Source organism: Xanthomonas sp. MUS 060, from assembly GCF_000963215.1.
Taxonomy (GTDB): Bacteria; Pseudomonadota; Gammaproteobacteria; order Xanthomonadales; family Xanthomonadaceae; genus Xanthomonas_A.
In genome coordinates this window covers 561,312-586,199 of record NZ_JZIM01000001.1, presented here as the reverse complement: position 1 = coordinate 586,199, position 24,888 = coordinate 561,312, and the positions used below count along the sequence as shown (strand labels likewise).

23 protein-coding genes and 1 pseudogene are annotated in these 24,888 nt (G+C 62.8%); all 24 read left to right on the top strand.

From position 1 onward, the window contains the following. Positions 1 to 81 precede the first annotated feature (81 nt). Positions 82 to 444: a flagellar hook-basal body complex protein FliE gene (fliE, locus tag XANALMUS060_RS02655; protein ID WP_045736992.1), complete on the top strand. Its 363-nt coding sequence runs from the start codon at positions 82 to 84 to the stop codon at positions 442 to 444. A gap of 11 nt (positions 445 to 455) precedes the next feature. Then, on the top strand, positions 456 to 2,171 hold the full coding sequence (gene fliF / locus XANALMUS060_RS02650) for a flagellar basal-body MS-ring/collar protein FliF (RefSeq protein WP_045736991.1): 1,716 nt from the start codon (positions 456 to 458) through the stop codon (positions 2,169 to 2,171). Positions 2,172 to 2,181: 10 nt separating this feature from the next. Beyond that, positions 2,182 to 3,171: a flagellar motor switch protein FliG gene (gene fliG / locus XANALMUS060_RS02645; protein ID WP_045736990.1), complete on the top strand. Its 990-nt coding sequence runs from the start codon at positions 2,182 to 2,184 to the stop codon at positions 3,169 to 3,171. Further along, entirely contained in the window at positions 3,168 to 3,785 is a 618-nt protein-coding gene (locus XANALMUS060_RS02640; protein ID WP_045736989.1) for a FliH/SctL family protein, read from the top strand. The genes fliG and XANALMUS060_RS02640 overlap by 4 nt, the downstream gene beginning before the upstream one ends. Next, on the top strand, positions 3,782 to 5,158 hold the full coding sequence (locus tag XANALMUS060_RS02635; protein WP_045736988.1) for a FliI/YscN family ATPase: 1,377 nt from the start codon (positions 3,782 to 3,784) through the stop codon (positions 5,156 to 5,158). Before XANALMUS060_RS02640 ends, XANALMUS060_RS02635 begins: the two co-directional genes overlap by 4 nt. Before the next feature lie 3 nt (positions 5,159 to 5,161). Next, positions 5,162 to 5,629 (top strand): flagellar export protein FliJ, encoded by a 468-nt coding sequence (fliJ, locus tag XANALMUS060_RS02630; protein ID WP_045736987.1) that lies wholly within the window; start codon positions 5,162 to 5,164, stop codon positions 5,627 to 5,629. Continuing rightward, entirely contained in the window at positions 5,626 to 7,020 is a 1,395-nt protein-coding gene (locus tag XANALMUS060_RS17425) for a flagellar hook-length control protein FliK (protein WP_052688080.1), read from the top strand. Before fliJ ends, XANALMUS060_RS17425 begins: the two co-directional genes overlap by 4 nt. Before the next feature lie 190 nt (positions 7,021 to 7,210). After that, a complete protein-coding gene (locus XANALMUS060_RS02620) occupies positions 7,211 to 7,732 on the top strand; it encodes a flagellar basal body-associated FliL family protein (RefSeq protein ID WP_045736986.1) in 522 nt (173 codons plus the stop codon). Positions 7,733 to 7,741: 9 nt separating this feature from the next. Then, positions 7,742 to 8,755, top strand: coding sequence for a flagellar motor switch protein FliM (fliM, locus tag XANALMUS060_RS02615; RefSeq protein WP_152640365.1), 1,014 nt, complete (start codon positions 7,742 to 7,744; stop codon positions 8,753 to 8,755). Beyond that, positions 8,752 to 9,090 carry a flagellar motor switch protein FliN gene (gene fliN / locus XANALMUS060_RS02610; protein ID WP_045727425.1) on the top strand — a complete coding sequence of 113 codons (339 nt, stop codon included), beginning with the start codon at positions 8,752 to 8,754 and terminating at the stop codon, positions 9,088 to 9,090. The genes fliM and fliN overlap by 4 nt, the downstream gene beginning before the upstream one ends. Then, positions 9,087 to 9,503: a flagellar biosynthetic protein FliO gene (gene fliO, locus XANALMUS060_RS02605; RefSeq protein WP_045736984.1), complete on the top strand. Its 417-nt coding sequence runs from the start codon at positions 9,087 to 9,089 to the stop codon at positions 9,501 to 9,503. The genes fliN and fliO overlap by 4 nt, the downstream gene beginning before the upstream one ends. Before the next feature lie 2 nt (positions 9,504 to 9,505). Continuing rightward, on the top strand, positions 9,506 to 10,321 hold the full coding sequence (gene fliP / locus XANALMUS060_RS02600; RefSeq protein WP_045736983.1) for a flagellar type III secretion system pore protein FliP: 816 nt from the start codon (positions 9,506 to 9,508) through the stop codon (positions 10,319 to 10,321). A gap of 4 nt (positions 10,322 to 10,325) precedes the next feature. After that, on the top strand, positions 10,326 to 10,595 hold the full coding sequence (locus tag XANALMUS060_RS02595; protein ID WP_045727422.1) for a flagellar biosynthetic protein FliQ: 270 nt from the start codon (positions 10,326 to 10,328) through the stop codon (positions 10,593 to 10,595). A 13-nt stretch (positions 10,596 to 10,608) separates the two neighbouring features. After that, positions 10,609 to 11,400 carry a flagellar biosynthetic protein FliR gene (fliR, locus tag XANALMUS060_RS02590; RefSeq protein WP_045736982.1) on the top strand — a complete coding sequence of 264 codons (792 nt, stop codon included), beginning with the start codon at positions 10,609 to 10,611 and terminating at the stop codon, positions 11,398 to 11,400. A gap of 211 nt (positions 11,401 to 11,611) precedes the next feature. Then, positions 11,612 to 14,494, top strand: coding sequence for a ligand-binding sensor domain-containing diguanylate cyclase (locus XANALMUS060_RS02585; protein WP_045736981.1), 2,883 nt, complete (start codon positions 11,612 to 11,614; stop codon positions 14,492 to 14,494). Between the two features lie 99 nt (positions 14,495 to 14,593). After that, on the top strand, positions 14,594 to 15,724 hold the full coding sequence (flhB, locus tag XANALMUS060_RS02580) for a flagellar biosynthesis protein FlhB (RefSeq protein WP_045736980.1): 1,131 nt from the start codon (positions 14,594 to 14,596) through the stop codon (positions 15,722 to 15,724). A gap of 17 nt (positions 15,725 to 15,741) precedes the next feature. Continuing rightward, complete coding sequence (flhA, locus tag XANALMUS060_RS02575) at positions 15,742 to 17,805, top strand: flagellar biosynthesis protein FlhA (protein ID WP_200893998.1); 2,064 nt, start codon at positions 15,742 to 15,744, stop codon at positions 17,803 to 17,805. Positions 17,806 to 17,973: 168 nt separating this feature from the next. After that, positions 17,974 to 19,529 (top strand): annotated as a pseudogene (flhF, locus tag XANALMUS060_RS02570) (flagellar biosynthesis protein FlhF). Next, positions 19,516 to 20,400 carry a P-loop NTPase gene (locus XANALMUS060_RS02565; RefSeq protein WP_045736978.1) on the top strand — a complete coding sequence of 295 codons (885 nt, stop codon included), beginning with the start codon at positions 19,516 to 19,518 and terminating at the stop codon, positions 20,398 to 20,400. The pseudogene flhF and the gene XANALMUS060_RS02565 overlap by 14 nt, the downstream one beginning before the upstream one ends. After that, entirely contained in the window at positions 20,397 to 21,146 is a 750-nt protein-coding gene (locus XANALMUS060_RS02560; protein WP_012915890.1) for an RNA polymerase sigma factor FliA, read from the top strand. The genes XANALMUS060_RS02565 and XANALMUS060_RS02560 overlap by 4 nt, the downstream gene beginning before the upstream one ends. A gap of 18 nt (positions 21,147 to 21,164) precedes the next feature. Then, positions 21,165 to 21,557: a chemotaxis response regulator CheY gene (gene cheY / locus XANALMUS060_RS02555; RefSeq protein WP_045729011.1), complete on the top strand. Its 393-nt coding sequence runs from the start codon at positions 21,165 to 21,167 to the stop codon at positions 21,555 to 21,557. Further along, positions 21,557 to 22,165: a protein phosphatase CheZ gene (locus XANALMUS060_RS02550; RefSeq protein WP_045736977.1), complete on the top strand. Its 609-nt coding sequence runs from the start codon at positions 21,557 to 21,559 to the stop codon at positions 22,163 to 22,165. Before cheY ends, XANALMUS060_RS02550 begins: the two co-directional genes overlap by 1 nt. Positions 22,166 to 22,169: 4 nt before the next feature. Continuing rightward, positions 22,170 to 23,924, top strand: coding sequence for a chemotaxis protein CheA (locus tag XANALMUS060_RS02545; protein ID WP_045736976.1), 1,755 nt, complete (start codon positions 22,170 to 22,172; stop codon positions 23,922 to 23,924). Positions 23,925 to 24,146: 222 nt separating this feature from the next. Then, positions 24,147 to 24,887 carry a flagellar motor protein gene (locus XANALMUS060_RS02540; RefSeq protein WP_045736975.1) on the top strand — a complete coding sequence of 247 codons (741 nt, stop codon included), beginning with the start codon at positions 24,147 to 24,149 and terminating at the stop codon, positions 24,885 to 24,887. The last annotated feature ends 1 nt before the right edge of the window (position 24,888 follow it).

The window sequence follows — 24,888 nt, the reverse complement described above, 5'->3', positions numbered from 1 at the left end:
TCCGACAGGCGACCTTGCCCGCAGTTTCGGCACGTTGTTTGCATTGGTGGATGAGCCGCCTTCCGGCATGGACTTTCACGTATGAGCGACTCCATCAGCTCCATTCTTTCGCAAATCCGCAGCTACCAGGGCCAAGTCGGCCAGGCAGCCCCGGCGCGGGTGGGCGATACGGCGCGCAGCAATGCGATCGAAGGCCTGACCGGGAACCAGGGCGTCCAGGGTCCGAGCTTCAGCGAGACCCTGCGCAGTGCGATCAGTAGCGTCAACGAGACTCAGCAGAACTCCAGCAATCTTGCCAAGGCATTCGAATTAGGCGATCCCAACGCGGGTCTGGCCAAAGTCATGCTGGCCGCACAGCAGTCCCAGGTGGCGTTCCGCGCCACCGTGGAAGTCCGCAACCGACTCGTCCAGGCGTACCAGGACGTGATGAACATGCCGCTGTAAGGTAGAAGACGATGGCGCTTGCGCTCAGCAAAGAAACAATCAACAGCGAAAAAGCAGGCGCTTGGTTCGATCGCCTGCAAAGCCTGCAGATCACCCGACGCATCGGCTTGATGGCGATGATCGCGGTGGCCGTGGCTGCCGGTCTGTTCGTATTCTTCTGGTCGCAGAAACCGGACTACACCCCGCTGTACACCGGCCTGGACGAGAAAGGCACGGCCGAGGCCACCGACCTGCTGCGCACTGCGCAGATCCCATTCAAGCTCGACCCCACTTCCGGCGCGATCACCGTGCCGCAGGAAAAGCTCTACGACGCCCGACTGAAGCTGGCCGGCTCCGGCCTGACCGACAAAAGCGGCAACATGGGCTTCGAAGTGATGGAAAAAGACCCCGGCTTCGGGGTCAGCCAATTCGTGGAGAACGCGCGCTACCAGCACGCGTTGGAGACCGAGCTGTCACGGACCATCGCCAGCCTTCGCCCGGTGCGCGAAGCACGGGTACACCTGGCCATCCCCAAGCCGAGCGCGTTCACCCGTCAACGCGAAGCCGCTAGCGCCTCGGTGGTGCTGGAACTGCGTGGCGGCAATACCCTGGAACGTAACCAGGTCGATGCGATCGTCAACATGGTGGCCTCCAGCATTCCGGATCTCTCGCCGAGCCGGGTGACTGTGGTCGACCAGAGTGGACGCATGCTGACCATCGCCGATCCTAACAGCGACGCAGCACTCAACGCCGCCCAGTTCGATCAGATCCGCCGCCAGGAAAGCTCCTTCAACCAACGTATTCGCGAATTACTGGAACCAATGACCGGCCCCGGCCGAGTCAATCCGGAAGTCAGCGTGGACATGGACTTCTCCGTGACCGAAGAAGCGCGAGAGCTGTACAACGGCGATCCGCCGAAGCTGCGCAGCGAACAGGTCAGCGACAGCAACACCAGCAAGGGCGGTCCGCAAGGCGTACCCGGCGCGACCAGTAATTCGCCCGGCACCGGCGCGCAAGCTCAGCCCGCCGCCGCCGCCGGCACCCCGGCTGCCGCGGCGGCGGCGGCGGCGAACCAGCAGGCCGCCAACCCGACCGAGAGCTCCAAGAGCGCGACCCGCAATTACGAGCTGGACCGCACCCTGCAACATACGCGGCAACCCGCAGGCCGGATCAAGCGGGTGTCGGTCGCGGTGCTGGTGGACAATGTGCCGCGCCCGGGTCCCAAGGGCAAGATGGTCGAACAGGCGCTCAGCGCCGCCGAACTGACCCGTATCGAAGGCCTGGTCAAGCAGGCGGTCGGCTTCAACGCCGAGCGTGGTGACACGGTGTCGGTGATGAACGCCCCGTTCGTGCACGAGGCCCCGGAGGCAACAGACAAGCCGAGTTGGTGGCAGGATCCGCGGGTGATGAATGGATTGCGTCTGCTGGTCGGCGCCGCCGTGGTGCTGGCGCTACTGTTCGGCGTGCTGCGCCCGGCGTTGCGCCAGATCGCCGGCCCGGCCCCCGAGGCCGGCGGCAAGGACAAGACAACGCCGCAGGACGCCAAGTTGTCGATGCTGGAAGACGGCAACAACCCGCTGCTGCAGTCGCTGGGCGAAGACACCGCCAGCATCGCCGGCGGCGGTAATCCCGCCATCGCCCTGCCCGACGCTTACGAAGAACGTCTGCGTCTGGCACGCGAAGCGGTCAAACAGGATTCCAAGCGCGTGGCGCAAGTCGTGAAGGGATGGGTGGCCAGTGAAGCCTGAGGCGAGCCCAATGAATGGCACCCAGCGCGCCGCAGTACTGCTGCTATCGCTCGGCGAGGCCGATGCGGCGGAAGTGCTCAAGCACATGGACCCCAAAGAGGTGCAGAAGATCGGCATCGCCATGGCCACCTTGACCGGCATCTCGCGCGATCAGGTCGAGAAGGTGATGGAGGAATTCAACGCCGAACTCGGCAGCAAAACATCACTGGGCGTGGGTGCCGACGACTACATCCGCAACGTGCTGGTGCAGGCATTAGGCGCCGACAAGGCCGGCAGCCTGATCGACCGCATCCTGCTCGGGCGTAACACCACCGGTCTGGACACGCTGAAGTGGATGGACCCACGCGCGGTCGCCGATCTGGTACGCAACGAACATCCACAGATCATTTCCATCGTGATGGCGCATCTGGATAGCGATCAGGCCGCAGAGGCACTGAAGTTACTCCCCGAACGCACCCGCGCCGACGTGCTGATGCGCATCGCGACCCTCGATGGGATTCCGCCGAATGCGCTCAACGAACTCAACGAGATCATGGAGCGGCAGTTCTCCGGTAACCAGAACTTGAAATCGTCCAACGTCGGCGGCGTCAAAGTCGCCGCCAATATCCTCAACTTCATGGAAAGCGGCTCGGACCAAGGCGTACTGGCGGCGATCAGCAAGATCGACGCCGACCTGGGCAGCCGCATCCAGGATCTGATGTTCGTGTTCGACAACCTGGTCGAACTGGAAGACCGCGCACTACAGACCATGTTGCGCGAGGTCAGCGGCGACCGCCTCGGCCTGGCCCTGCGCGGTGCCGACATCAAGGTGCGCGAAAAAATCACCAAGAACATGTCCCAGCGTGCCGCCGAAATCCTGCTGGAAGACATGGAAGCACGCGGCCCGGTGCGCCTATCCGACGTGGAAGCGGCGCAGAAGGAAATTCTTGCCATCGTGCGGCGCCTGGCCGATGAGGGTGTGATCGCCCTCGGCGGCAGCGGTGCGGAGGCCATGGTATGAACAACAACGTCGTGCGCTGGCTGGCACCGGAACTGGATGCACCTGCGCCGCCTGCGGTATTGGAAGAGACACTGCCAGAGGTACCCGTGCTGCGACCGCCGAGCCTGGAAGAAATCCAGGCAATCGAGGCGGCCGCCCAACACGAAGGTTTCGAGCGCGGCCACGCCGAAGGCCTGGCGCAGGGACAATCGGAAATCCGCCGCCTCACCGCACAGATCGAGGGCATTCTGGATAATTTCTCGCGTCCACTGGCGCGGCTGGAAAACGAAGTCGTCGGGGCACTCGGCGAACTGGCGGTGCGGATTGCCGGCAGCCTGGTCGGCCGCGCCTACCAGACCGACCCGGGATTGCTCTCGGAACTGGTCGGCGAAGCACTGGACGCGGTCGGCGGCACGCACCGCGACGTCGAGGTGCGCCTGCATCCGGACGACATCGCCGCACTGACCCCGCTGCTGACATTCATGGACGTCGGCATCCGGCTGGTGCCCGACCTAAGCCTGAGCCGCGGCGATCTGCGCGTACACGCCGAGTCGGTGCGGATTGACGGCACTCTCGATGCGCGTCTGCGCGCGGCGCTGGAAACGATCATGCGCAAATCAGGAGCCGGGCTGTGAGCGCGCTATTCGGCACGCATCCGGGCGACTGGCTGGAAGCACGCAACCTGCGTGTCGCCACACGCCTGGGCAATCTCGACCTGGACCCGGCCAACGGCCGTGGGCTGATCCGCGAGGGCATCCTGCGCCGCGCAGTGGGCCTGACGCTGGAAGCGGTTGGCTGCGAAGCGCCGATGGGCGCCATCTGCAGGGTCGAGGTCGATGGCGGCTGGGTCGATGCCGAAGTGGTCGGCTTCTCCGGCGACCGCACCTCCCTGATGCCCAGCGCCGAGACCCATGGCTTGTTGCCCAACGCACGGGTGGTGCCACTGCATCGCCGTGGCGGCGTGGAAGTCGGCGAAGGCCTGCTCGGCCGGGTCATCGACTCCGACGGCTTGCCGCTGGACGGCAAGGGTCCGATCCGCGCCGAAGGCTCCGTGGGAATGGCCGGTGTGTCGATCAATCCACTGGCCCGCGAACCGATCACCACCCCGCTGGACGTAGGCGTGCGCGCGATCAACGCACTGTTGCCCATCGGCCGCGGCCAACGTGTCGGCCTGTTTGCCGGCTCCGGCGTCGGCAAGTCCACGCTGCTCGGCATGATGACCCGCTATACCGCTGCCGACATCATCGTCGTCGGGCTGATCGGCGAACGTGGCCGCGAAGTGCGCGATTTTGTCGAAACCACCCTCGGTGAGGAAGGCCTGCGTCGCGCCGTGGTCGTCGCCGCACCGGCGGACCGGCCACCGCTGGCGCGCCTGCATGGCGCTTACCGCGCCACCGCCATCGCCGAATGGTTCCGCGACCAGGGGCTGAACGTCCTGCTGCTGATGGATTCGCTGACCCGCTTCGCCCAGGCGCAGCGCGAAATCGGCCTATCGGTCGGCGAGCCACCGACCACGCGTGGCTATCCGCCCTCGGTCTTCGCCAAGCTACCGGCACTGGTCGAACGCGCCGGCAATGGCGCCAAGGGCCGTGGCTCGATCACCGCCTTCTACACCGTGCTGACCGAAGGCGACGACCCGCAGGACCCGATCGCCGACGCCGCCCGCGCCATTCTCGACGGCCACATTCTGCTCTCCCGACGCGTCGCCGATAGCGGCCTGTATCCGGCCATCGACATCGAATCCTCGGTCAGCCGCGTGGTCCAGGACATCGCCGACGAACCATGGCGGTTGCGCATCCGCGCACTCAAACGGCTGGTCTCGGCGTATTCGTCCAACCGCGACCTGATCACCATCGGCGCCTACCAGCGCGGCAACGATCCGGCCGTGGACGAAGCACTGGAACGCTGGCCGGAGATCATGGAGTTCCTCGGGCAAGACGTCGCCAGAGCTGCAGACCTTCCCCATAGCCAAGACGCACTGAAGCGGCTGGTTGAACGTGAGAACTAACCCATGATGCAGTCAAAGCGTCTCGCCCCCTTGCTCCACCGCGCCCAGCAACACCAGGACGAGGTGGCGCGCGATTTGGCCGAACGCCAGCGCGTACTGGCGACCCACGAATCGCGACTGGAGGAATTGCGCCGCTATGCCGAGGAATACGCCAACAGTCAGATGTCGGCCACCAACCTGGCACAGTTAGCCAACCGCCGTGCATTCTTGGACCGCTTGGAAAGTGCCGTACAACAGCAATGCCAGACCGTGGACCGCAACCGCGAGAAAGTGGAAATAGAACGTACCCGGCTGCTGCTGGCCAGCCGCGACAAACAAGTGCTGGAGCAGCTCGCCGCCAGTTATCACGCGCAGGAACGCAAAGTCGACGACCGTCGCAGCCAGCGCGAAATGGACGACCTGGGCGCGCGTCGCGTGCGCATTGCCGCAGCGACAGCGCAGCACGAGCACAGCAACGGAGACGGACAATGAACAACGCACTTTCCGCGCTGGGCGGCAGCAGCCGTTCCAGTCAACTCGGCAATACCAGCAGCGAGACGCAAAGCAACGACGGCAGCGGCGACAAGGATTTTGACAAGCTGCTCAGTGGCGACACGCCGCGTGACGCATCCGCGCCAACAACACGGCCGACCACACAACAGACCACACAACAGACCACGAAGCAGAACAGCGAGCAGACCACGGAGCAGGCCACGGAGCAGGCCAAAAAAGCACCATCGTCGGCACCAAGCCAAGCCGACGCCGGCAAACGTCCCGCAACGACCAACGACAACAGCAACGATCCGGCACCCAGCGCACAGGCAGGTGACAAGGTTGCACAGGAAAGCGACAAAAGCAGCGCCGATGTCAAAGCACCGACCAAGGGCAAGGCTGCAGCCAAGCTGGGCGACGAAAAGAAGGACGATAGCACCTGGCCGCCGGCTGGCCTGGCCGGAATCGGCTTGGGCTTGTTGCCGACGATTGGTGCAGCCGTACTGCCGGCCGCCAATACCACCCCTCTAGGCGCTGCCGCCGGACTGGCGATCGGCGTGGCCGGAACCGCCACCAAGGAAATCGGCGCCCTACTCGGCGGCGACACCTTAGCTGCTGGCGTATCCCAGGGCATGGGCGCCATCGCAACGGCTGCAACGACCGCGAGCGGCACCGATCCCACGACCACCTCGGCGACCAGCGCAACCGCCAATGCTGGGGGCAGCGCCGCCAATAGCTTCGGCGCAATGCTGGCCGAAGTCGCCAGCAACGCCAAGACGACTGGCAGCGAAAACGCGAGCCCAATGGCGAACTTGGCGGCGATCACCGCGGTGATCGAGGACAAGCATACCGACAGCAGCAACGTCGCCCCCGGCGATAGCACACCGATCAATCTGCTCGCATCCACTGGGATCCAAACCCCAGCAAGGGCCATGGACGCGGCCACACCGTTCACTGGCTCGCCAACCCCGACCCCCAACCTGCACAGCATGCACTTCGACGAAGAACTGGGGGCACGCATCAGTTGGTTGGCCGACCAGACAGTCGGGCATGCGCACATCAAACTCAATCCAGCCGAACTCGGTCCGATCGAGGTGCGCTTGCACTTGGCCGGCGACCAGGTCAACGCCAGCTTCACCAGTGCTCAAGCCAACGTCCGCCAGGCAGTGGAAAACAGCCTGCCACGGCTACGGGAGATGCTGGGTCAACACGGATTTCAGCTCGGCCAGGCCGATGTTGGCCAGCAGCCACACCAGCAACAGGCCGGAACGCAGAGCATGCCGCAGCAGTATGCCAACGGCAGCGGCGAAGTGGCCGAAGAGCGGATCGGCAACGTCGAAATTCCGACGATGATGCTGCGCCAGCGTGGCCTGTTGGACGCCTACGCATAATCAACACGGCCCACGCGGTCGCACTGAGCAGGGCGAGGCATCGCACGGGAAAGCTTGAACCCCATAGAACTCAAGCTTTCCCAGATGACGCGCGGGGGAAGATCATCCGTCAAATGTCCGGCGTCTTGCAGGCATCATTTCGGCACACCGATTGCATCCACAGAGAGAGCCTCTCTTTTAGGAACGATCCGTGTCAGCCCCCGACAAATCGAATAAAGACGCCAAGGACGCCCCCGAGGGCGGCAAGTCGAAGAAGAAACTGCTGATCGTCGTCATCGCAGCGGTGCTGTTGCTCGGCGGCGGTGGCGCTGGCGCATTTTTCTTCCTGAAGAAAAAGCCGGAAGCAGGCCACGAGAAGGCCGAAGCCAAGCACGCCGAGATCCCCAAGCCAGCGCAATACTTCGCGATGGAGCCGGCATTCGTGATCAATCTCAACGGGGGCCCCGAGGATGGCCCGCACTACCTGCAACTGGAAGTGCAACTGGTGACCCGTGACCCGGAAGAACTCAAACTGATCACCGAGAACGCACCGGCAATCCGCGCGCACCTGCTGATGTTGTTCTCGCAGGTCAAGGCACAGGACATCACCGATATCGCCGGCCGTAAAAAGCTAAAAGAAAGCGCGCTGGCCGAGGCGCAGAAGCTGATGACCACCGAGACCGGCAAAAAGTGCGTGGAAGAATTGCTTTTCACCAGCTTCGTGACTCAGTAATAAGGCGCCATCACCATGAGCGACCTCCTTTCTCAAGATGAAATCGATGCCCTGTTGCATGGGGTCGATGCCGGCGTGGTGGATACCGAGCCTGCGCCTACGGAACCGGGAGAAGCGCGCCAGTACGACTTCTCCAGTCAGGATCGGATCATCCGTGGGCGCATGCCCACGCTGGAGATGGTCAACGAGCGTTTTGCACGGCTGTGCCGGATTGGCCTGTTCAACCTGATCAGGCGCTCGGCCGACCTATCGGTGCGCGGCATCGATCTGATCAAGTTCAACGACTACATGCATTCGCTGTACGTCCCCAGCAACCTGAATCTGATTAAATTCAAACCGCTACGCGGTACCGGCTTGATCGTGTTCGAACCGACCCTGGTGTTCACCGTGGTCGACAACTTCTTCGGTGGCGATGGCCGCTACCCCACCCGCATCGAAGGCCGCGAGTTCACCCCGACCGAGATGCGGGTGATCCAACTGATGCTCAAGCAAACCTTCGCCGACCTGCACGAAGCCTGGGCACCAGTGATGAACGTGGAGTTCGAATACCTCAACTCCGAGGTCAACCCGCACTTCGCGAACATCGTCACCCCACGCGAGTACGTAGTGGTCAGCCGCTTCCACGTCGAACTGGAAGGCGGCGGCGGGGAAATACACGTGACCCTGCCGTATTCGATGCTCGAGCCCATCCGTGAACTGCTCGACGCCGGCATCCAGAGTGACCGCGTGGACCGCGACGAAAGCTGGAACATCATGCTGCGCGAGCAGTTGTACGGATCGGAAGTCACTATTTCCAGTGTGCTGGCACAGAAGGAAATGAGCTTGCGCGACCTGACCCGGCTGAGGATCGGCGACATCCTGCCGATCGACTTACCCAAGCAAGTACCGCTTTGCGTAGAGAACATCCCGGTGTTCACCGGGGAATTCGGCGTCTCCCAAGGTCAAAACGCGGTCAAGATCACCTCCACCCATCCCCCCGGCGCGCTGCGCCGCCGCACTGCTTTCCAGGAAGACGCACCATGAGTGAGAACGAGACTAACCAGGCCGAACCGGCACAGTTCGACAACCTCCAGCAGGAGACCGTGGCCGAGACCAACGACCTGAATCTGGACGTGATCCTCGACGTCCCGATCACCCTGTCGCTGGAAGTCGGCCGCAGCCGGATCCCGATCCGCAACCTGCTGCAACTCAACCAGGGCTCGGTGGTGGAACTGGAGCGCGGTGCCGGGGAACCGCTGGACGTGTACGTCAACGGCACCCTGATCGCGCACGGCGAAGTGGTGACGATCAACGACCGCTTCGGCGTGCGCTTGACTGATGTGGTCAGCCCCAGCGAACGCATCCGGAGACTGCGGTGAGCACATTGCTCGCGGTCGCCACGCAGGCAGCCAAGAGCACCTCGGCAATCGGCAGCGCGGCGCCATCACCGCCCAGCCTGCTCGGTGGGGTGTTCGCGCTGCTACTCGTCCTGGGCCTGATTCTGGCGATGGCATGGGTACTCAAGCGCATGCCCGGCAGCGGCTTCCGTCCAACCGATGGCTTGCGCGTCGTTGCCAGCCTGGCGGTCGGGGCCAAGGAACGCGTGGTGGTGATCGATGTCAACGGCGAGCAACTGCTGCTCGGGGTCTCGCCTGGTGGAGTCAGCACCTTGCATCGCCTGCCCGAGCCGCTACCGCAGGCATCGGTCCCCTCTTTGCCCACCCTTAAACAACTCAAGCAACTTCCCGATTTCGCCCAGTTGCTGGCGCAGAAGCTGCGCAAGGAAAAATAATCATGTCGCTTCGTTGGAACCGCAACGCGCGCCGCCTGTGCCTGTTACTGCTCCTGCTGACGTTGAGCCTGCTGCCGGCACTGGTCTGGGCGCAGGCGGCGCACACCGTGGCAGCGACCGCACAGAACAGCGCCCCCACCCTGCCCTCGTTGCCGGACGTCAACGTCGGCAAAATCGGCGCGCAGTCGGTCAGCCTGCCGCTGCAGACGCTGATGTTGATGACCGCCATCACCCTGCTGCCATCGATGCTGCTGGTGCTGACCGCGTTCACCCGTATCACCATCGTGCTAGGCCTGTTGCGCCAAGCGATGGGCACCGGACAAACCCCATCCAACCAGGTATTAATGGGTCTGGCGCTGTTCCTGACCGCCTTGGTGATGATGCCAGTGTGGGAAAAAGCCTGGGGCCATGGCATGAGCCCGTACCTCAACGGCCAGATCGATTTTCAGACCGCCTGGACGCTGACCACTCAGCCGCTGCGCGCCTTCATGCTGGCCCAGATCCGCGAGAGCGATCTGATGACCTTCGCTGGCATGGCCGGCAACGGAACCTATAGCAGTCCGGACGCGATCCCGTTCCCGGTGTTGGTGGCCTCCTTCGTCACCAGCGAACTGAAAACCGCTTTCGAAATCGGCTTTCTGATCTTCATTCCGTTCGTGATCATCGATCTGGTGGTCGCCAGCGTACTGATGTCGATGGGCATGATGATGATGTCGCCGATGTTGATCTCGGCACCGTTCAAGATCCTGCTGTTCGTGCTGGTCGACGGTTGGGTACTGACCGTCGGCACGCTCGCTGCCAGCTTCAACGGAGTGTGAGCCGATGAGTCCCGAACTGGCTCTGACCGAACTGCGTGGCGGCCTGGTCACCGTGTTATGGGTCGCCGGCCCATTACTGCTGGCGATGCTGGTGGTCGGCGTGGTGATCGGCGTGTTTCAGGCCGCAACGCAGCTCAACGAGCCGACCATCGCCTTCATCGCCAAGGTCATCGCCCTGACCGCGATGCTGTTCGCTACCGGTAGCATGCTGCTGGCGCATCTGGTGGAATACACCACGATGCTGTTTCAGCGTATTCCGCATCTGATCGGCTAGCGGCTGTACCGGGATGGACGCGGCCACACAAATGGTCATCGACGGCTCGCGTGCATTCGCGATGGTCGGCGCAATCCTATGGACCATGCTACGCATCGGCGCAATGCTGATGGTGATGCCACTGGTCGGCACCCGCGCGATTCCAGCACGCATCCGGGTGATCCTGGCGGCCACCCTGTCCATGGCCTTGGCACCGCTGTTACCGCCAGTGCCGAACTGGAATGGCTTCGACGCCGCGGTCGTCCTCGGCGTGGCACGCGAATTGGCCGTCGGCGCCAGCATGGGCTTCATGTTGCGGATGATCTTCGAGGCCGGCGCAATGGCGGGCGAAATGATCTCGCAGAGTACGGGACTGGGCTTCGCACAAATGGCCGATCCACTGCGCGGAGTCAATTCCGGCGTGATCGGGCAATGGTTCTACTTGGCGTTCGGCCTACTGTTCTTCACCGCCAATGGGCATCTGGCGGTCGTGGCGCTACTCGTGGATAGCTACAAAGCACTGCCAATCGGCAATGCCTTGCCGGACGCGCAGGCCATGATCGCGGTCGCACCGGACTTCTTCATGAGCATGATGCGCGGTGCGGTCAGCTTGGCGCTGCCAGTGATCGTGGCGATGTTGGCGGTCAACCTGGCCTTCGGCGCATTGGCCAAGGCAGCGCCGGCGCTGAATCCGATCCAGATCGGTCTGCCAGTGGCGATGGTGCTGGGATTAGCGCTGCTGGCAGTGCTGGTCAGCGAAATGGGGCCACCGGTGCAACGGCTGTTCGACGCCGCCTTCGATGCCGCGCGCCAGCTCACTGCGTAGATACCTCAAGTTAAAGGACACAGCGGCCGATACCGATGACGTGTATCGGTGCGATACCGCGTTGGCAGGTAGCACGGCCATCCTCGCAGGTCGCTCTACTCGAGGTTTTCTCCACCACCTGTGATCCGGCCTGCCATGCACTCCTCATCTCTAGCGCACGCTCGTACACGATATCCGCGCGCCATGCAGCGGCAAGGCAACTGATCCGCACATGCACACCCTGTCACGCCTGCGCCTGCTATGGCTGTGCCTGCTGCTGGGATCCGGATTAAGCGATGCCGCGCACGCCCAGACGATCCCGCTGCGGCGCTACGGACAGGATCAAGGCCTGCTGGGCTTGGCTGGCACCTGCTTGTTACAGCGCCACGGCGGCAGCATGTGGGTCTGCACGGAAAGCGGGCTGTACAGTTTCCACGGCCACGATTTCCAGCAAGTGCCACTGCAAGGCCAGCTCGGTCTCTATGTCATCGATGCAATTGAAGATGCCCAACAGCACGTCTGGGTCACTACCTTCGACGCGGTGTTCGTCAGCGACGGCACACAATTGCGCCGACTGACACCAGAGCAAACCGGGCCACTGCTGAAGAATCGCTTGCGTCTGGCAAACACCAGTTGGGGCACGATCGTCCTCAATGGAAAGCAAGTTCTACGCGCGGTCACCGACCAGAACGGTGATTGGCAGTTACGCCCGCTGTTCAACACAGCCACCTTGGCACGCCTACCGCAACTGGCCGAGGTCCACGATGTACAAGGCGAGGCCGACAGCCTGTGGCTGGGCTGCGCCAAGGCGCTATGCCGGGTCCACGCAGACGGCAGCGTCACGCTCTACGGGCAATCACACGGGTTACCGCCCGCACAATGGCGCAGCATCGTCCACGATCGAAATGGCAACTTGTGGGTGCTGGGCGATCGCAACGTCATGCGATTACCAGCCGGAGCCAGCCAGTTTCAGGAGCAAACCCCACCCACGCTAGATGGCCCGGAACGCGTCATGATGCGCACGCAAATCCTGCTCGATCCGCAGGGGCGTGTGCTGGTGCCCACCGGGCAAGGTCTAACGCGCTGGGAAGACGGTCACTGGCGCAATTTCGACCTCCGCAATGGTCTGCCCGACAGCAGCATCGTCGCCCTGTCATTCGACCAGGCCGGCGACCTGTGGATGAGCATGGATGGCGAAGGCGTGCTGCGTTGGAACGGCTATGGCTGGATCGAGAACTGGGACACCTCGCAGGGCATGAGCAAAGCGCCGACCTGGAGCATTCAACGCAGCCGCAGCGGCGAACTACTGCTCGGCAACGAAGGCGGCATGAACCACCAGCTCAGTAACGGACGGTTCCAACCCTGGCTCGAAGACGCCGGCACGCAGGTCGTCAGCATCGGTCGGGCAGCGGACGGATCGCTATGGTGTATCGATTCGCCTGGACAGTTACGCCATTACGACCCTCAAGGACAATTGCTGCGCGTCTACCCCCGTGTTGGTCACACCGCCAACCGACTCTACCTGGACACCGCAGGCCGGATCTGGATCCTGACGTTGGACGGCATCTACATGCTCGATTCCGCACACTCCGATGCAGTTCCGCAACGCATACAGGCACTGCCGGGCGGGGAATATTCCGACATCCAGCAACGCAAAGACGGCAGCATCCTGATCGCGGGCGTGGCTGGGCTATTCCAGTTACGCGGCACCGTCTGGACGCCAATCAAGCTATTGCTCGATGGTAAGCCCACTGACGCACAACTGAGCAAGCTGCTCGTCCAGGACGACGGCAGCGTCTGGGCGACGCTGTACGCACCTGGCCTGCATCAAGGCCGGTTCGACGGCGGCACCCTGACGTTGTCGCAGAAAACCGCTCATTTACAGACGCTGCAGGTCTATGCCATTCGACGCACGCGCAATGGCTGGGTGTGGATCGGCCACAATCAGGGCATCGATGTCTTCAACGGACACGCCTGGTCGCGCTTGACCCAAACCCAAGGATTACTCTGGAACGACATCTCCGATTCAGCCCTCTTCGAGGATGCCGATGGGTCGATGTGGATCGGGACCAGCCGGGGCGTCAGCCATATACTGGACCCTCGACGCCTGTTCGACGCGCAGAGACCGCGCTTGACGCTCAACAAGTTCAGCCGTGACGACAAACCAATCACCGCTGGAACACGCCTATCCTGGAGCGAGGAGCCGCTGCACATCGAATTGGGCTCGCCAGACCTCTACGACGATCGCAACAGGATCTCGATCCGCTATCGTTTCCAGGGCGAAAACGCGCGTTGGATCCACACTCCCAACCTCGAGATCGAACAACCACCGTTGGAACCCGGTGACTATGTTCTGGAAGTCCAATTGTTCGATGCCTACCGGCATACCGCCTCGGCACCACTACGGGTGGCGTTCTCGGTGGCGCCAGTCTGGTGGTGCAGTCAACCAATGCTGGGACTCTATCTACTGCTCGGCGGAGCACTTGTGGTGGCGGCACTGCATTGGCGCGAACGCCGCATGCGCCAGCACCAACGCGAACTGGCCGAGTTGGTTGCACGTCGCACCGAGGAATTGGAGCGCGACAAACACGAATTGGAGCTCGCCCGCTCAGCGCTGCTGGTAAAAGCCTCCCACGACGCCCTCACCGGCCTGCTCAACCGTGCCGGCATCCTCGAAACTCTGACCGCGCAGATGCGCTACAGCGATGCCACATGTAACCCGCTGGCGGTGGCGATGATCGATCTGGACCACTTCAAACGGATCAACGATAACCACGGTCATCTGGTCGGCGACGCGGTACTGATCGAAGTCGCGCAGCGCCTGAGCACCAACCTGCGTGACGACGATCGGATCGGGCGCTACGGCGGCGAGGAACTGCTGAGCGTCCTGCCAGGGTTGCCGCCGCCCTCGCACGAACGGCTGGAGTCCCTACGCAGGGTGATCGGCGAACAACCGCTGCACCTGGACGAACATCAATTGTCGATTACCGCATCGATCGGCGTGGCCTGGTATCGCCCGGGAGAGAGCCTGGAGCAGATGCTGGCCCGTGCCGACAAGGCGCTTTATCAAGCCAAGCGCCTCGGCCGTGACCGGGTGGAACTGCAGCCAGCCTAGCCCGCCAACGCGTATTGGCAACAACAGCTATGGTGGGCATCGGCATCGCGGCATGGGCCTTGCAATGGGCAGTGGCACTCCCCCGCCACGCACAAGCCCATGTCCGAAAACGAAGAAGGCGCAGAACGCACAGAACAACCGACCGAAAAGCGTCTGCGCGAAGCCCGTGAACAGGGCAATATCCCGCGCTCGCGCGAACTGGCCACAGCGGCGGTATTCAGCTCCAGCATCTTCGCGTTGATGGGCATGTCCGGTTCGATGAGCGCCGGTGCGTTGGCATGGATGAAACACGCACTGCAGCCGGCACCGCATCTACGCGACACTCCGCAGGCCCTGTTCGGCTATTTCGGTGACCTGCTGATCGGGCTGTTTTGGGTGGTCCTGCCACTGATCGGCATCTGTGCGGCCGCTGGCTTCATCGCACCGCTGCTCATGGGCAGCCTACGTTTCTCTGGCCAAGCGCTCATCCCCAAATTCGACCGGCTCAATCCAATGACGGGACTCTCCCGCCTATACGGCAGCGAAAGCCTGGTCGAACTGCTCAAGTCGCTGCTGCGCATGGGCTTCGTCGGTGGTGCCTCGTTCCTGTGCATTTGGAAAGGCTTGGACGGCCTGCGCGGCCTGCTGCAGCAGCCCCTCGAACAAGCCATCGGCCATGGCCTGGGCTTCACCCTGAGCTTGCTGCTGTACACCGCCGGTGCGCTGGCGCTACTGGCTGCGATCGACGCTCCTTATCAGAAGTGGCATTTCATCCAAAAGTTAAAGATGACCCGCGAAGAAGTCCGTCGAGAAATGAAGGAAAACGACGGCAATCCCGAGGTCAAGGGGCGCATCCGCCAGATGCAGATGCAGCTGTCCCAGCGGCGCATGATGGAAGCCGTCCCCAAGGCCGACGTGGTCGTGGTCAACCCGACCCACTACGCGGTGGCGCTGAAATACGAGAGCGGACGCATGCGCGCACCCACCGTGCTCGCCAAGGGCGTGGACGAGATCGCCTTCCGCATCCGCGAAGTCGGCGAGCAGCACCGCATCGCAGTGGTATCTGCGCCACCGTTGGCACGCGCCTTGTATAGGGAAGGCCAGCTCGGCAAGGAAATTCCCGTGAGACTGTATTCGGCGGTCGCCCAGATCCTCTCCTACGTCTACCAGTTGCGTGCCTGGCGCAGCGGCCCGATGCCGCCGATGCCGCCGTTGAACGTGGATGAGTTCGCCCCGGAGAACACGCCATGAGCCAGCCCGCCGCGCAGATGAACACGCGCAAGATGATGGACATGATCAAGCACGGGCTCGGCGCCCCGCTGATCGTGTTGGTGATGCTGGCGATGGTCGTGGTACCGCTGGCCGCTCCTGTGCTGGACGCGATGTTCACCTTCAACATCGCGATTTCGCTGATGGTGCTGCTGGCCGTGGTGTACGTGAAACGGCCTTTGGAATTCAGCATCTTCCCCATCGTGCTGCTGATGACCACGATGCTGCGCCTGGCACTGAACGTGGCCTCGACCCGCGTCATCCTGATCAACGGCCAGAACGGACACAGCGCCGCCGGCAAGGTGATCGAAGCCTTCGGCGAGTTCGTGATCGGTGGCAACTACGCGGTCGGCATCGTGGTGTTCGCGATTCTGACCATCATCAACTTCGTGGTCATCACCAAAGGCGCCGGGCGTGTGTCGGAAGTGACCGCGCGCTTCATCCTCGATGCCATGCCCGGTAAACAGATGGCGATCGACGCCGATCTCAATGCCGGCCTGCTCACCCGCGAAGAAGCCAAAGCACGACGCGAGGAAGTCCGCGAGGAAGCGGATTTCTACGGCTCGATGGACGGTGCTAGCAAATTCATCCGCGGCGACGCGATCGCCGGCATCTTGATCCTGTTCATCAACTTGATCGGCGGCATGGCGGTTGGCGTCCTCCAGCACGGCATGCCGGTGGGTCAGGCCGCCTCGACCTATACCTTGCTGTCGATCGGCGACGGCCTGGTCGCGCAGTTGCCAGCGCTATTGGTGTCCTCGGCGGTGGCCATGCTGGTCACCCGCGCATCTCGCTCCCAGGACATGGGCGCTTCGATGATGGGCCAGGTGTTCGGCCAACACAAAGCGTTGGCCGTGGCTGCGGCGATCATGGGCTTGGTCGGCCTGATTCCGGGCATGCCCAACGTCGCTTTTCTGACGCTGGCGCTGATCCTGGGCCTGTTGGCCTGGAAAATGTGGAAGCGCAGCCTGCAACCGTCACCAGCGGCAGCCGATGCGGCGCAGCCGGCTGCCGCTGCCGTAGCACAAGCCAATGCAGAATTGGGCTGGGACGAACTACGGCCGATCGATCCGCTAGGCCTGGAAGTCGGCTACCGACTGATCCCCCTGGTGGACAAGACCCAGGGCGGCGAATTGATGGCGCGGATCAAAGGCGTGCGGCGCAAGCTGACCCAGGACATCGGCTTTCTGGTGCCGCCCGTGCACATCCGCGACAACCTCGAATTGCAAGCCAATGCCTATCGCCTGCTGGTCCACGGCGTGCCGGTGGCCACCGCAGACATCCACCCGGACCGCGAACTGGCATTGGACCCAGGCGGTGCGCTCGGCAAGATCGAGGGCATCCCTGGCAAGGACCCGGCATTCGGCCTGGATGCGGTGTGGATCCAACCGCATCAGCGCGCACAGGCCGAAACCATGGGCTATACCGTGGTCGACCCGGCCACCGTGATCGCAACCCATCTCTCGCACCTGATCCGCGAGCACGCCCCGGAACTGCTTGGGCATGAAGAAGTCCAGCAATTACTGGCCACCCTGGCCAAGAGCGCGCCCAAGCTGGTCGAGGACCTCACCCCCAAGGCGCTGCCGTTGTCGGTGGTGGTACGCGTATTGCAGAACCTGTTGATCGAAAAAATCCCGGTACGGCAGCTACGCAAAATCGTCGAGGCACTGGTGGAAAACGCCCCACAAAGCCAGGAACCGGCAGTGCTCACCGCCGCGGTACGCAACGCCCTGGGCCGTTTCATCGTCCAGGAGATCGCCGGGATGGCATCGGAACTGCCGGTATTCACCCTGGCACCGCAATTGGAACGTGTCTTGCAAGACTCCAGTCAGGGCAACGGTGCAGCGCTGGAACCCGGACTGGCCGAACGCTTGCACCAGAGTCTGGCCGATTGCGTGAGCAAGCAAGAAGCACGCAATGAGCCAGCAGTGGTGCTGGTACCGGCGCAGGTTCGCGCGTCACTGGCACGGTTGGTCCGCCACAGCGTCCCCTCGCTGTCGGTGCTGTCCTACAGCGAAGTGCCGGAAGACAAGCGGTTGAAGTTGGTGGGAACGATCAGTTGAAAGACCCGATCCGGGGACTTCGGACTCGGAAAAGTGTAAAGGCATGAATCGGACAGGACATATGAATATCTGCACACCCGCATACCACCGCTCGGAACGACAACAGCGTCTGTGCCGATTTTTCAGTCCCGCGCTCCCCCTCACGCGTCACGGCGCCAAGGTGTCCCCATGAAAATCAAACGCTTCGTCGCTCCAGACATGCGTACCGCGTTCCGTATGGTGCGCGATGAGCAGGGTCCGGATGCGGTGATCCTGTCCAACCGGCGAACCGACGAAGGTATCGAGATCGTCGCCGCCAGCAACTACGACGAGACACTGGTACAACGCGCTCTGGACGCAGTGCGTCCAGAGGAAACGCCACGTCCGGCCACCACAGCGGCGACGCCACGGCCCGCACGTCAAAAAGCTGCAGGGCCCAACTCGGCGATGGCGATGATGGCCGCGATCAGCGAGCGCCGCAGCAATGCCAGCGCCGCCACGTCGGCGCGGCCGCTTGGCAAGCTCGGCACTGCGACATCGACACTCACGCCACCGGCCGCCGTCCAGGAACCGGCCACTGCCCAGAGCAGCATCCCCGACGATGTGTTCCGCAACGCGCCGATCAACGTCTCGCTGCCAACACCATTTCCCGCTGCCAGTACAACCCTCGCCGCTGCGCCCACCGCCGCGGATACAGCCTGGCACGAAGAGACATCCCCGCCGTGGCACTGGCGCCAGCGAGCACGCCCAAGCTGGTCGCCGAGGCCCCGAGCAAGAGCGCCGAAATTCCGGCAGCCACCACGCTCACCGCAGTTCCCAACTTCCCGGCGCCGCAGAACGACGAACAATTGACGCAACTGCGCGACGAACTGGCGCTGATGCGGCAGATGATCGAACGTGAAATGAATCGACTCACCGACGAGCGCCTGCGCGGCTCGCCGGTACGCGCCCAGGCGCTGGAATTGATGGACGACTACGGCTTCGACGGCGGCATCACCCGCGACGTTGTCATGCAAATTCCCGCCGACCTGGAACTGCACCGCGGCCGCGGACTGATGCTGGGCCTGTTGTCCAAACGCTTGCCGATCGCGGCGTTGGATCCGCTCGAGCAAGGCGGCGTGATCGCCCTGATCGGCCCCACCGGCGCCGGCAAGACCACGACCATCGCCAAGCTGGCCTCTCTCTTCCTGGAGCGCAACGCCGCCCGCGACGTGGCCCTGGTCACCACTGACACCGTCCGCGTCGGTGGCCGCGAACAACTCCATAGTTATGGCCGACAGCTCGGGATCGCCGTTCACGAGGCCGACAGCGATGCCTCGCTACAGCAGCTGCTAAAGCGTCTGGCCGACTACAAATTGGTGCTGATCGACACCGCCGGCATGGGCCAGCGCGACCGCGCACTGGCCGCGCAACTGCACTGGCTGCGCGCCTCACGCGTCGTCCGCTCTTTGCTCGTGCTTCCCACCAACGCCCATTTTTCCGACCTGGACGAAGTCGTGCGCCGGTTCGCCAGCGCCGATCCACAGGGCGTCATCCTGACCAAGCTGGACGAAACCGGACGGTTTGGCAGTGCCTTATCGGTGGTCGTTGACCATCGCCTTCCCATCACCTGGGTGACCGATGGACAGCGTGTGCCGGACGACCTACACCGCGCCAACGCCGCCAGCCTGGTATTGCGCCTTGAAGATTTGCGGCGCGCTGCCGATAAGCCCTGTACTCCGGAGCAGAACCATGCCGTCGCGTGATTACGCCAATCTGACCAATGCGTTTCCCCTATCGGCGACGCGCAACGAACCGCTGGGTCCGGTGCGCACGATCGCTGTGACCGGTGGCAAGGGTGGCGTCGGCAAGACCAACATTTCGGTCAATCTGTCGATGGCGCTGGCCGACATGGGCAAGCGCACGCTGCTTCTGGACGCCGACCTCGGCCTGGCCAACGTCGATGTATTACTGGGGTTGACGCCTAGATTCACTGTGGCCGATCTGGTCGCCGGGCGTTGCACGCTGGAAGAAGCCCTGATCGACATGCCCAACGGGTTGATGGTGGTGCCCGCCGCCTCCGGCCGCCGTTACATGGCCGAACTGCCCCCCGCTCAACACGTCGGCCTGGTCAATGTGTTCTCCGAGTTGCAACGCGACCTGGACATCATGGTGATCGACACGGCCGCTGGCATCACCGACAGCGTACTGACCTTCTGCCAGGCCGCGCAGGACGCCGTCGTGGTGGTCTGCGATGAGCCTGCCTCGATCACCGACGCCTACGCCCTGATCAAAGTCCTTGCACGCGAGCGTGGCATGGACCGGCTGCAGATCGTCGCCAACATGGTCCGCGACGCCAACGAAGGCCGCCTGCTATACGAAAAGCTCAGCCGTGTCTGCGAGAAGTTCCTCGGTGACGTGTCGCTGAACTATCTGGGTTGCGTACCGCAGGACGACTGGCTGCGACTTTCAGTGCAACGCCAGCAACCGGTGGTCAAAGCCTACCCCTCCAGCCCCTCGGCCCAAGCGATCTCCGATATTGCACGGCGCACTTCACGCTGGCAGGCACCGACCGTTCCGAGCGGCAACGTCGAGTTCTTCGTCGAACGCATCATTCAGCGTGGAGTCGCCGCATGAACGCCGCCGCCCACTATCGCGCCGTGCAGCGCAACAGTTCCAATGACTACATCGCGCAACACTCGGACCTGGTGCGACGCATCGCCCATCACCTGGCGGCCAGGCTGCCGGCCAGCGTCGAGATCGACGACCTGATCCAGGCCGGGATGATCGGGCTGATCGAGGCTTCGCGCAGCTACGATGCCGACCAGGGCGCCTCGTTCGAGACCTACGCCTCGATCCGCATCCGCGGCTCGATGATCGACGAGATCCGCCGTGGCGATTGGGTGCCCCGCTCGGTGCACCGACGCGCGCGTGACGCCGCCTCGGCGATCCGCAAGATTGAACAAAATACCGGTCGCGCCGCTGCCGCCAATGAAGTGGCCGCCGCGATGGAAATGCCACTGCCCGAATACATGCGGTTGATGGAAGATGCCGCACGCGGACAAGTACTGAGCCTGGAATCGCGTATCGAGGATCATGGCGAACTGGACACCATCGCCAAGGGCGGCCCCAATCCGCAGCAGATGCTCGAACGCAGCGAATTCGGCCGCGAACTTGGCAAAGCGATCGCGCAATTGCCCGAACGCGAACAATTAGTGCTGTCCCTGTACTACGAGCAGGAATTGAATCTCAAGGAAATCGGCGCGGTCCTCGGAGTCAGCGAGTCGCGCGTGTGCCAGATCCACGGTCAGGCCACGGTACGGTTGCGCGGACGCCTGAAGGCATTCGAAGCCGCCGACGCAGGCCTGGAAGACGAAGAATAAGAACCTAGGGAGTTAGCGGTGAATAAAAACATGAGGATTTTGATCGTGGACGATTTTTCGACGATGCGGCGCATCGTCAAGAACCTGCTCGGCGATCTTGGCTTCACCAACACCGCCGAAGCCGAAGACGGCAACAGCGCGCTGGCCGCATTGCGCTCGGCCCCGTTCGAGTTCGTGGTCACAGACTGGAACATGCCCGGCATGACCGGCATCGATTTGCTGCGCAACATCCGCGGCGACGACAAGCTCAAGCATTTACCGGTACTGATGGTCACAGCCGAGGCCAAGCGCGAGCAAATCATCGAAGCCGCGCAGTGCGGTGTGAACGGCTACATCATCAAACCGTTCACCGCGCAAACACTGCAAGAAAAACTGGGCAAGATCTTCGAACGCCTTGGAGCAACTGCCTGATGGAAGTGACAGCTGAACGCACTGCCCTGATCGAACGCCTCCAAGGTGCGCTGGACGCACTGGAGAGCGGTGACGAAGCCGGCTGGCGCAGAGAGATCGATACCCTCGCCGCTTGGCGCACACGCCCCATGATGCAGGGCCTGAGCCGACTTGCGCGCGATCTGGGCCAAGCGCTGGGCGAACTGCCAGTAGTGCCCAGCGACGCCGGCGAACTGGATGACGCCTGTTCGCGGCTGGACCATGTGGTGGCAATGACCGAACAGGCCAGTCACCGCACCTTGGATCTAGCAGAGCAATGCCGTGGACTCGCCGATCAATTGCGTGCCGGCGGCCTGAGCGAGGACCAGGGCGAGATCCTGGACAAGATCCGCCACAACCTCACCGAAATGGCCCTGGCGCAGAGCTTCCAGGACCTGACCGGGCAGATCATCCGCCGCGTCGCCGGAATCGTGCGCCGTGTGCACGAAGGGTTCGGCGCGCTGGGATTACCGCCAAAGGAAGAAAAAAAGGCCGATGGCAGCCTGGCTGGCCCGGCATTGCCCGGCTTGGATCGCCACGGCGTGTCGCAAAACGACGCCGACGACCTGTTGTCCGGATTGGGGTTGTAATCGTATGAGCGCCGTATCAGACGACATCGCTGCCGACTTCATCATCGAGGCCCAGGAAATCCTGGACCGCCTAGGCGAACAGTTGGTGTCGCTGGAGCAGGCGCCTGATGACAGCAGCCAGCTCAACGCCGTGTTCCGAGGCTTCCATACCCTCAAGGGCGGCGCCGGTTTCTTGTCGATCAACGCCATGGTCGAGTTGTGCCATGCCGCCGAAGAGACCCTGGGCATGGCCCGCGCTGGCCAGGCCACACTGGAAGCGCGTCATTTCGACGCCGCACAACAATCGCTGGACTACCTGCAATCGATGCTCGATGCGTTCGGTAGCGGCAACGAGCCACCACGCGCCCCGGCACAATTGATCGCGCAATTCGCCGCAGGTGAAGAGGAAGCCGCAACGCCATCCCCCGCTGCAACAGCCAGCAAGAGCAGTATGCCGGTTGGAGGAAATGGCGCCGATTCGGACCTGATCAGCGACGACGAATTCGAAGCCCTACTCGACAATCTACACGGCGGTGCCGCGCCTGCGGCCAAACCACAACTTGCGCCAGCACCAAGTCCCAAGTCCAACGCGCCAGCAGCGGCAGCCAAGCCGGGCGTCGCGGCAAAGGCGAGCGAACCCGAACAAACCGTGCGCGTGGACACCAAACGCCTTGACGCCATCGTCAACATGATCGGCGAGTTGGTGTTATCGCGCAATCGACTCAAGACACTGCGTGCGCGCTTGCGCGACGAAGAGCTGGATCGTGCAGTCAGCACGTTGGATATCGCCACCGCGCGGCTGCAATCGGCGGTCATGCGCACACGCATGCAACCGGTGGGCAAGGTGTTCTCGCGCTTCCCGAAGGTCGCGCGCGACGTTGCCCGTTCTTTGCAGAAAGAAGTGGAATTGGAACTGATCGGTGCCGACACCGAACTGGACCGTAATCTGGTCGAGGCATTGGCCGATCCGCTGGTCCATTTGGTGCGCAACGCGATCGACCATGGCATCGAGGCGCCCGCGCTACGCGAAGCCACCGGCAAGCCGCGTGGCGGCCATGTGCGCCTGTCTGCACAACAAGAAGGCGACTACGTCACCATCGAAGTGCAAGACGACGGTGCCGGCATCGATCCGGAGCGGTTGCGTGCCAAGGCGCGCGAAAAGGGCTTGATCGATCCGGAAGCCGCTGTACGACTGAGCACCGAGGAATGCCTGCATCTGGTGTTCCTGCCTGGCTTCTCGACCAAATCCGAAGTCACCGACATTTCCGGCCGTGGCGTCGGCATGGATGTGGTGCAGTCGCGCATCCGAGAACTCAGCGGACAAATCCAGATCCAATCCGAATTGGGCCGCGGCAGCCGCTTCCTGATCCGCGTGCCACTGACCCTGGCGATCTTGCCAACCCTGCTGGTGCAGGCCGGCGATAGTGTCTATGCACTGCCCTTGGCGCGCGTGGTCGAAGTACTGCATGCGCCACGCCGCTCGCTGGGCTGGTTCGACGGCCGCGCCGTACTCGACCGGCAATCGCATACGCTGCCATTGGTGGATCTGCGCCAGTGGCTCAACGTCGATGCCCCACAACTGCCACTACTGACCATCGTGGTGCTGCAAGCTGGCGAATCGCGTATGGGTCTGGTGGTGGACCAGGTTCGCGGTCGCGAGGAGGTGGTCATCAAACCGCTACCGCGCGCCCTGCGCGGCCTGCCAGGGTATGCCGGCGCCACCCTGATCGGCGATGGCCGTCTGGCATTGATCCTGGATGTGGATGGCCTGAAAAGCTAAGGGTTCGGGACGGCAACAGTGCCTCCCTTATCCAAACCATTGTCAAACGCGTTGATGAAACAAACCGCAACACGTTGAAGAAGCGATCGCAACGTCCTGCCCAGGATATTTGCACTTTTTACCTCGAATACTTGTATTTGTGCGCTGTCACATTTCGTTTCGTGCACGTCTCCAATCCCGGCTACCCATTAAGTCCCCCGCTCCCTTGCCGATACCTCCTGCATGGACAAACTCAGTCTCATCGGCCTGCTGCTGGCGATCATCTCGCTGATCGGCGGCAGCATCCTCAAAGGCGCCGGGATTTCGGCGTTGTGGTCGCCGGCTGCGTTCGTCATCGTGATCGTGGGGACCTTTGCGGCAATTCTTGTGCAAACACCACCGGTGGTGTTCCGGCGCGCGTTCAAAATTGCGAAGTGGATCCTGCTGCCGCCACCGAGCGACCGTCAGGCGGTACTGCAACAGATCGTGGAGTGGAGCAATATTGCACGACGCCAGGGCTTGCTCGGCCTGGAGCAGGAACTGCCGCAGCAGCAGGATCCATTCGTCCGCAAGGGACTACAGATGCTGGTGGACGGCGTCGAACCCGACGCCATCCGGCACATGCTGGAGATCGACCTGGAAGGCCAGGCCCACCGCGATCTAGCCGCCGCCAAGGTGTTCGAGGGCATGGGCATCTACGCTCCGACTCTGGGCATCATCGGCGCAGTGCTGGGGCTGATCGCCGTCATGAAAAATCTCGCTGACCCGAGCAAGCTCGGCCTGGGTATCGCCGCCGCCTTCACCGCCACCATCTACGGTATTGCTTCGGCCAACCTGCTGTTCCTGCCGATGGCCAGCAAACTCAAGAGCGTGATCAAGCACAGCAGCGGCGAACAGGAAATGCTCATCGAAGGGTTGATCGCCATTGCCAAGGGCGAAAATCCGCGCAACATCGAATCGAAACTGGCCGGATTCCTGCATTGAG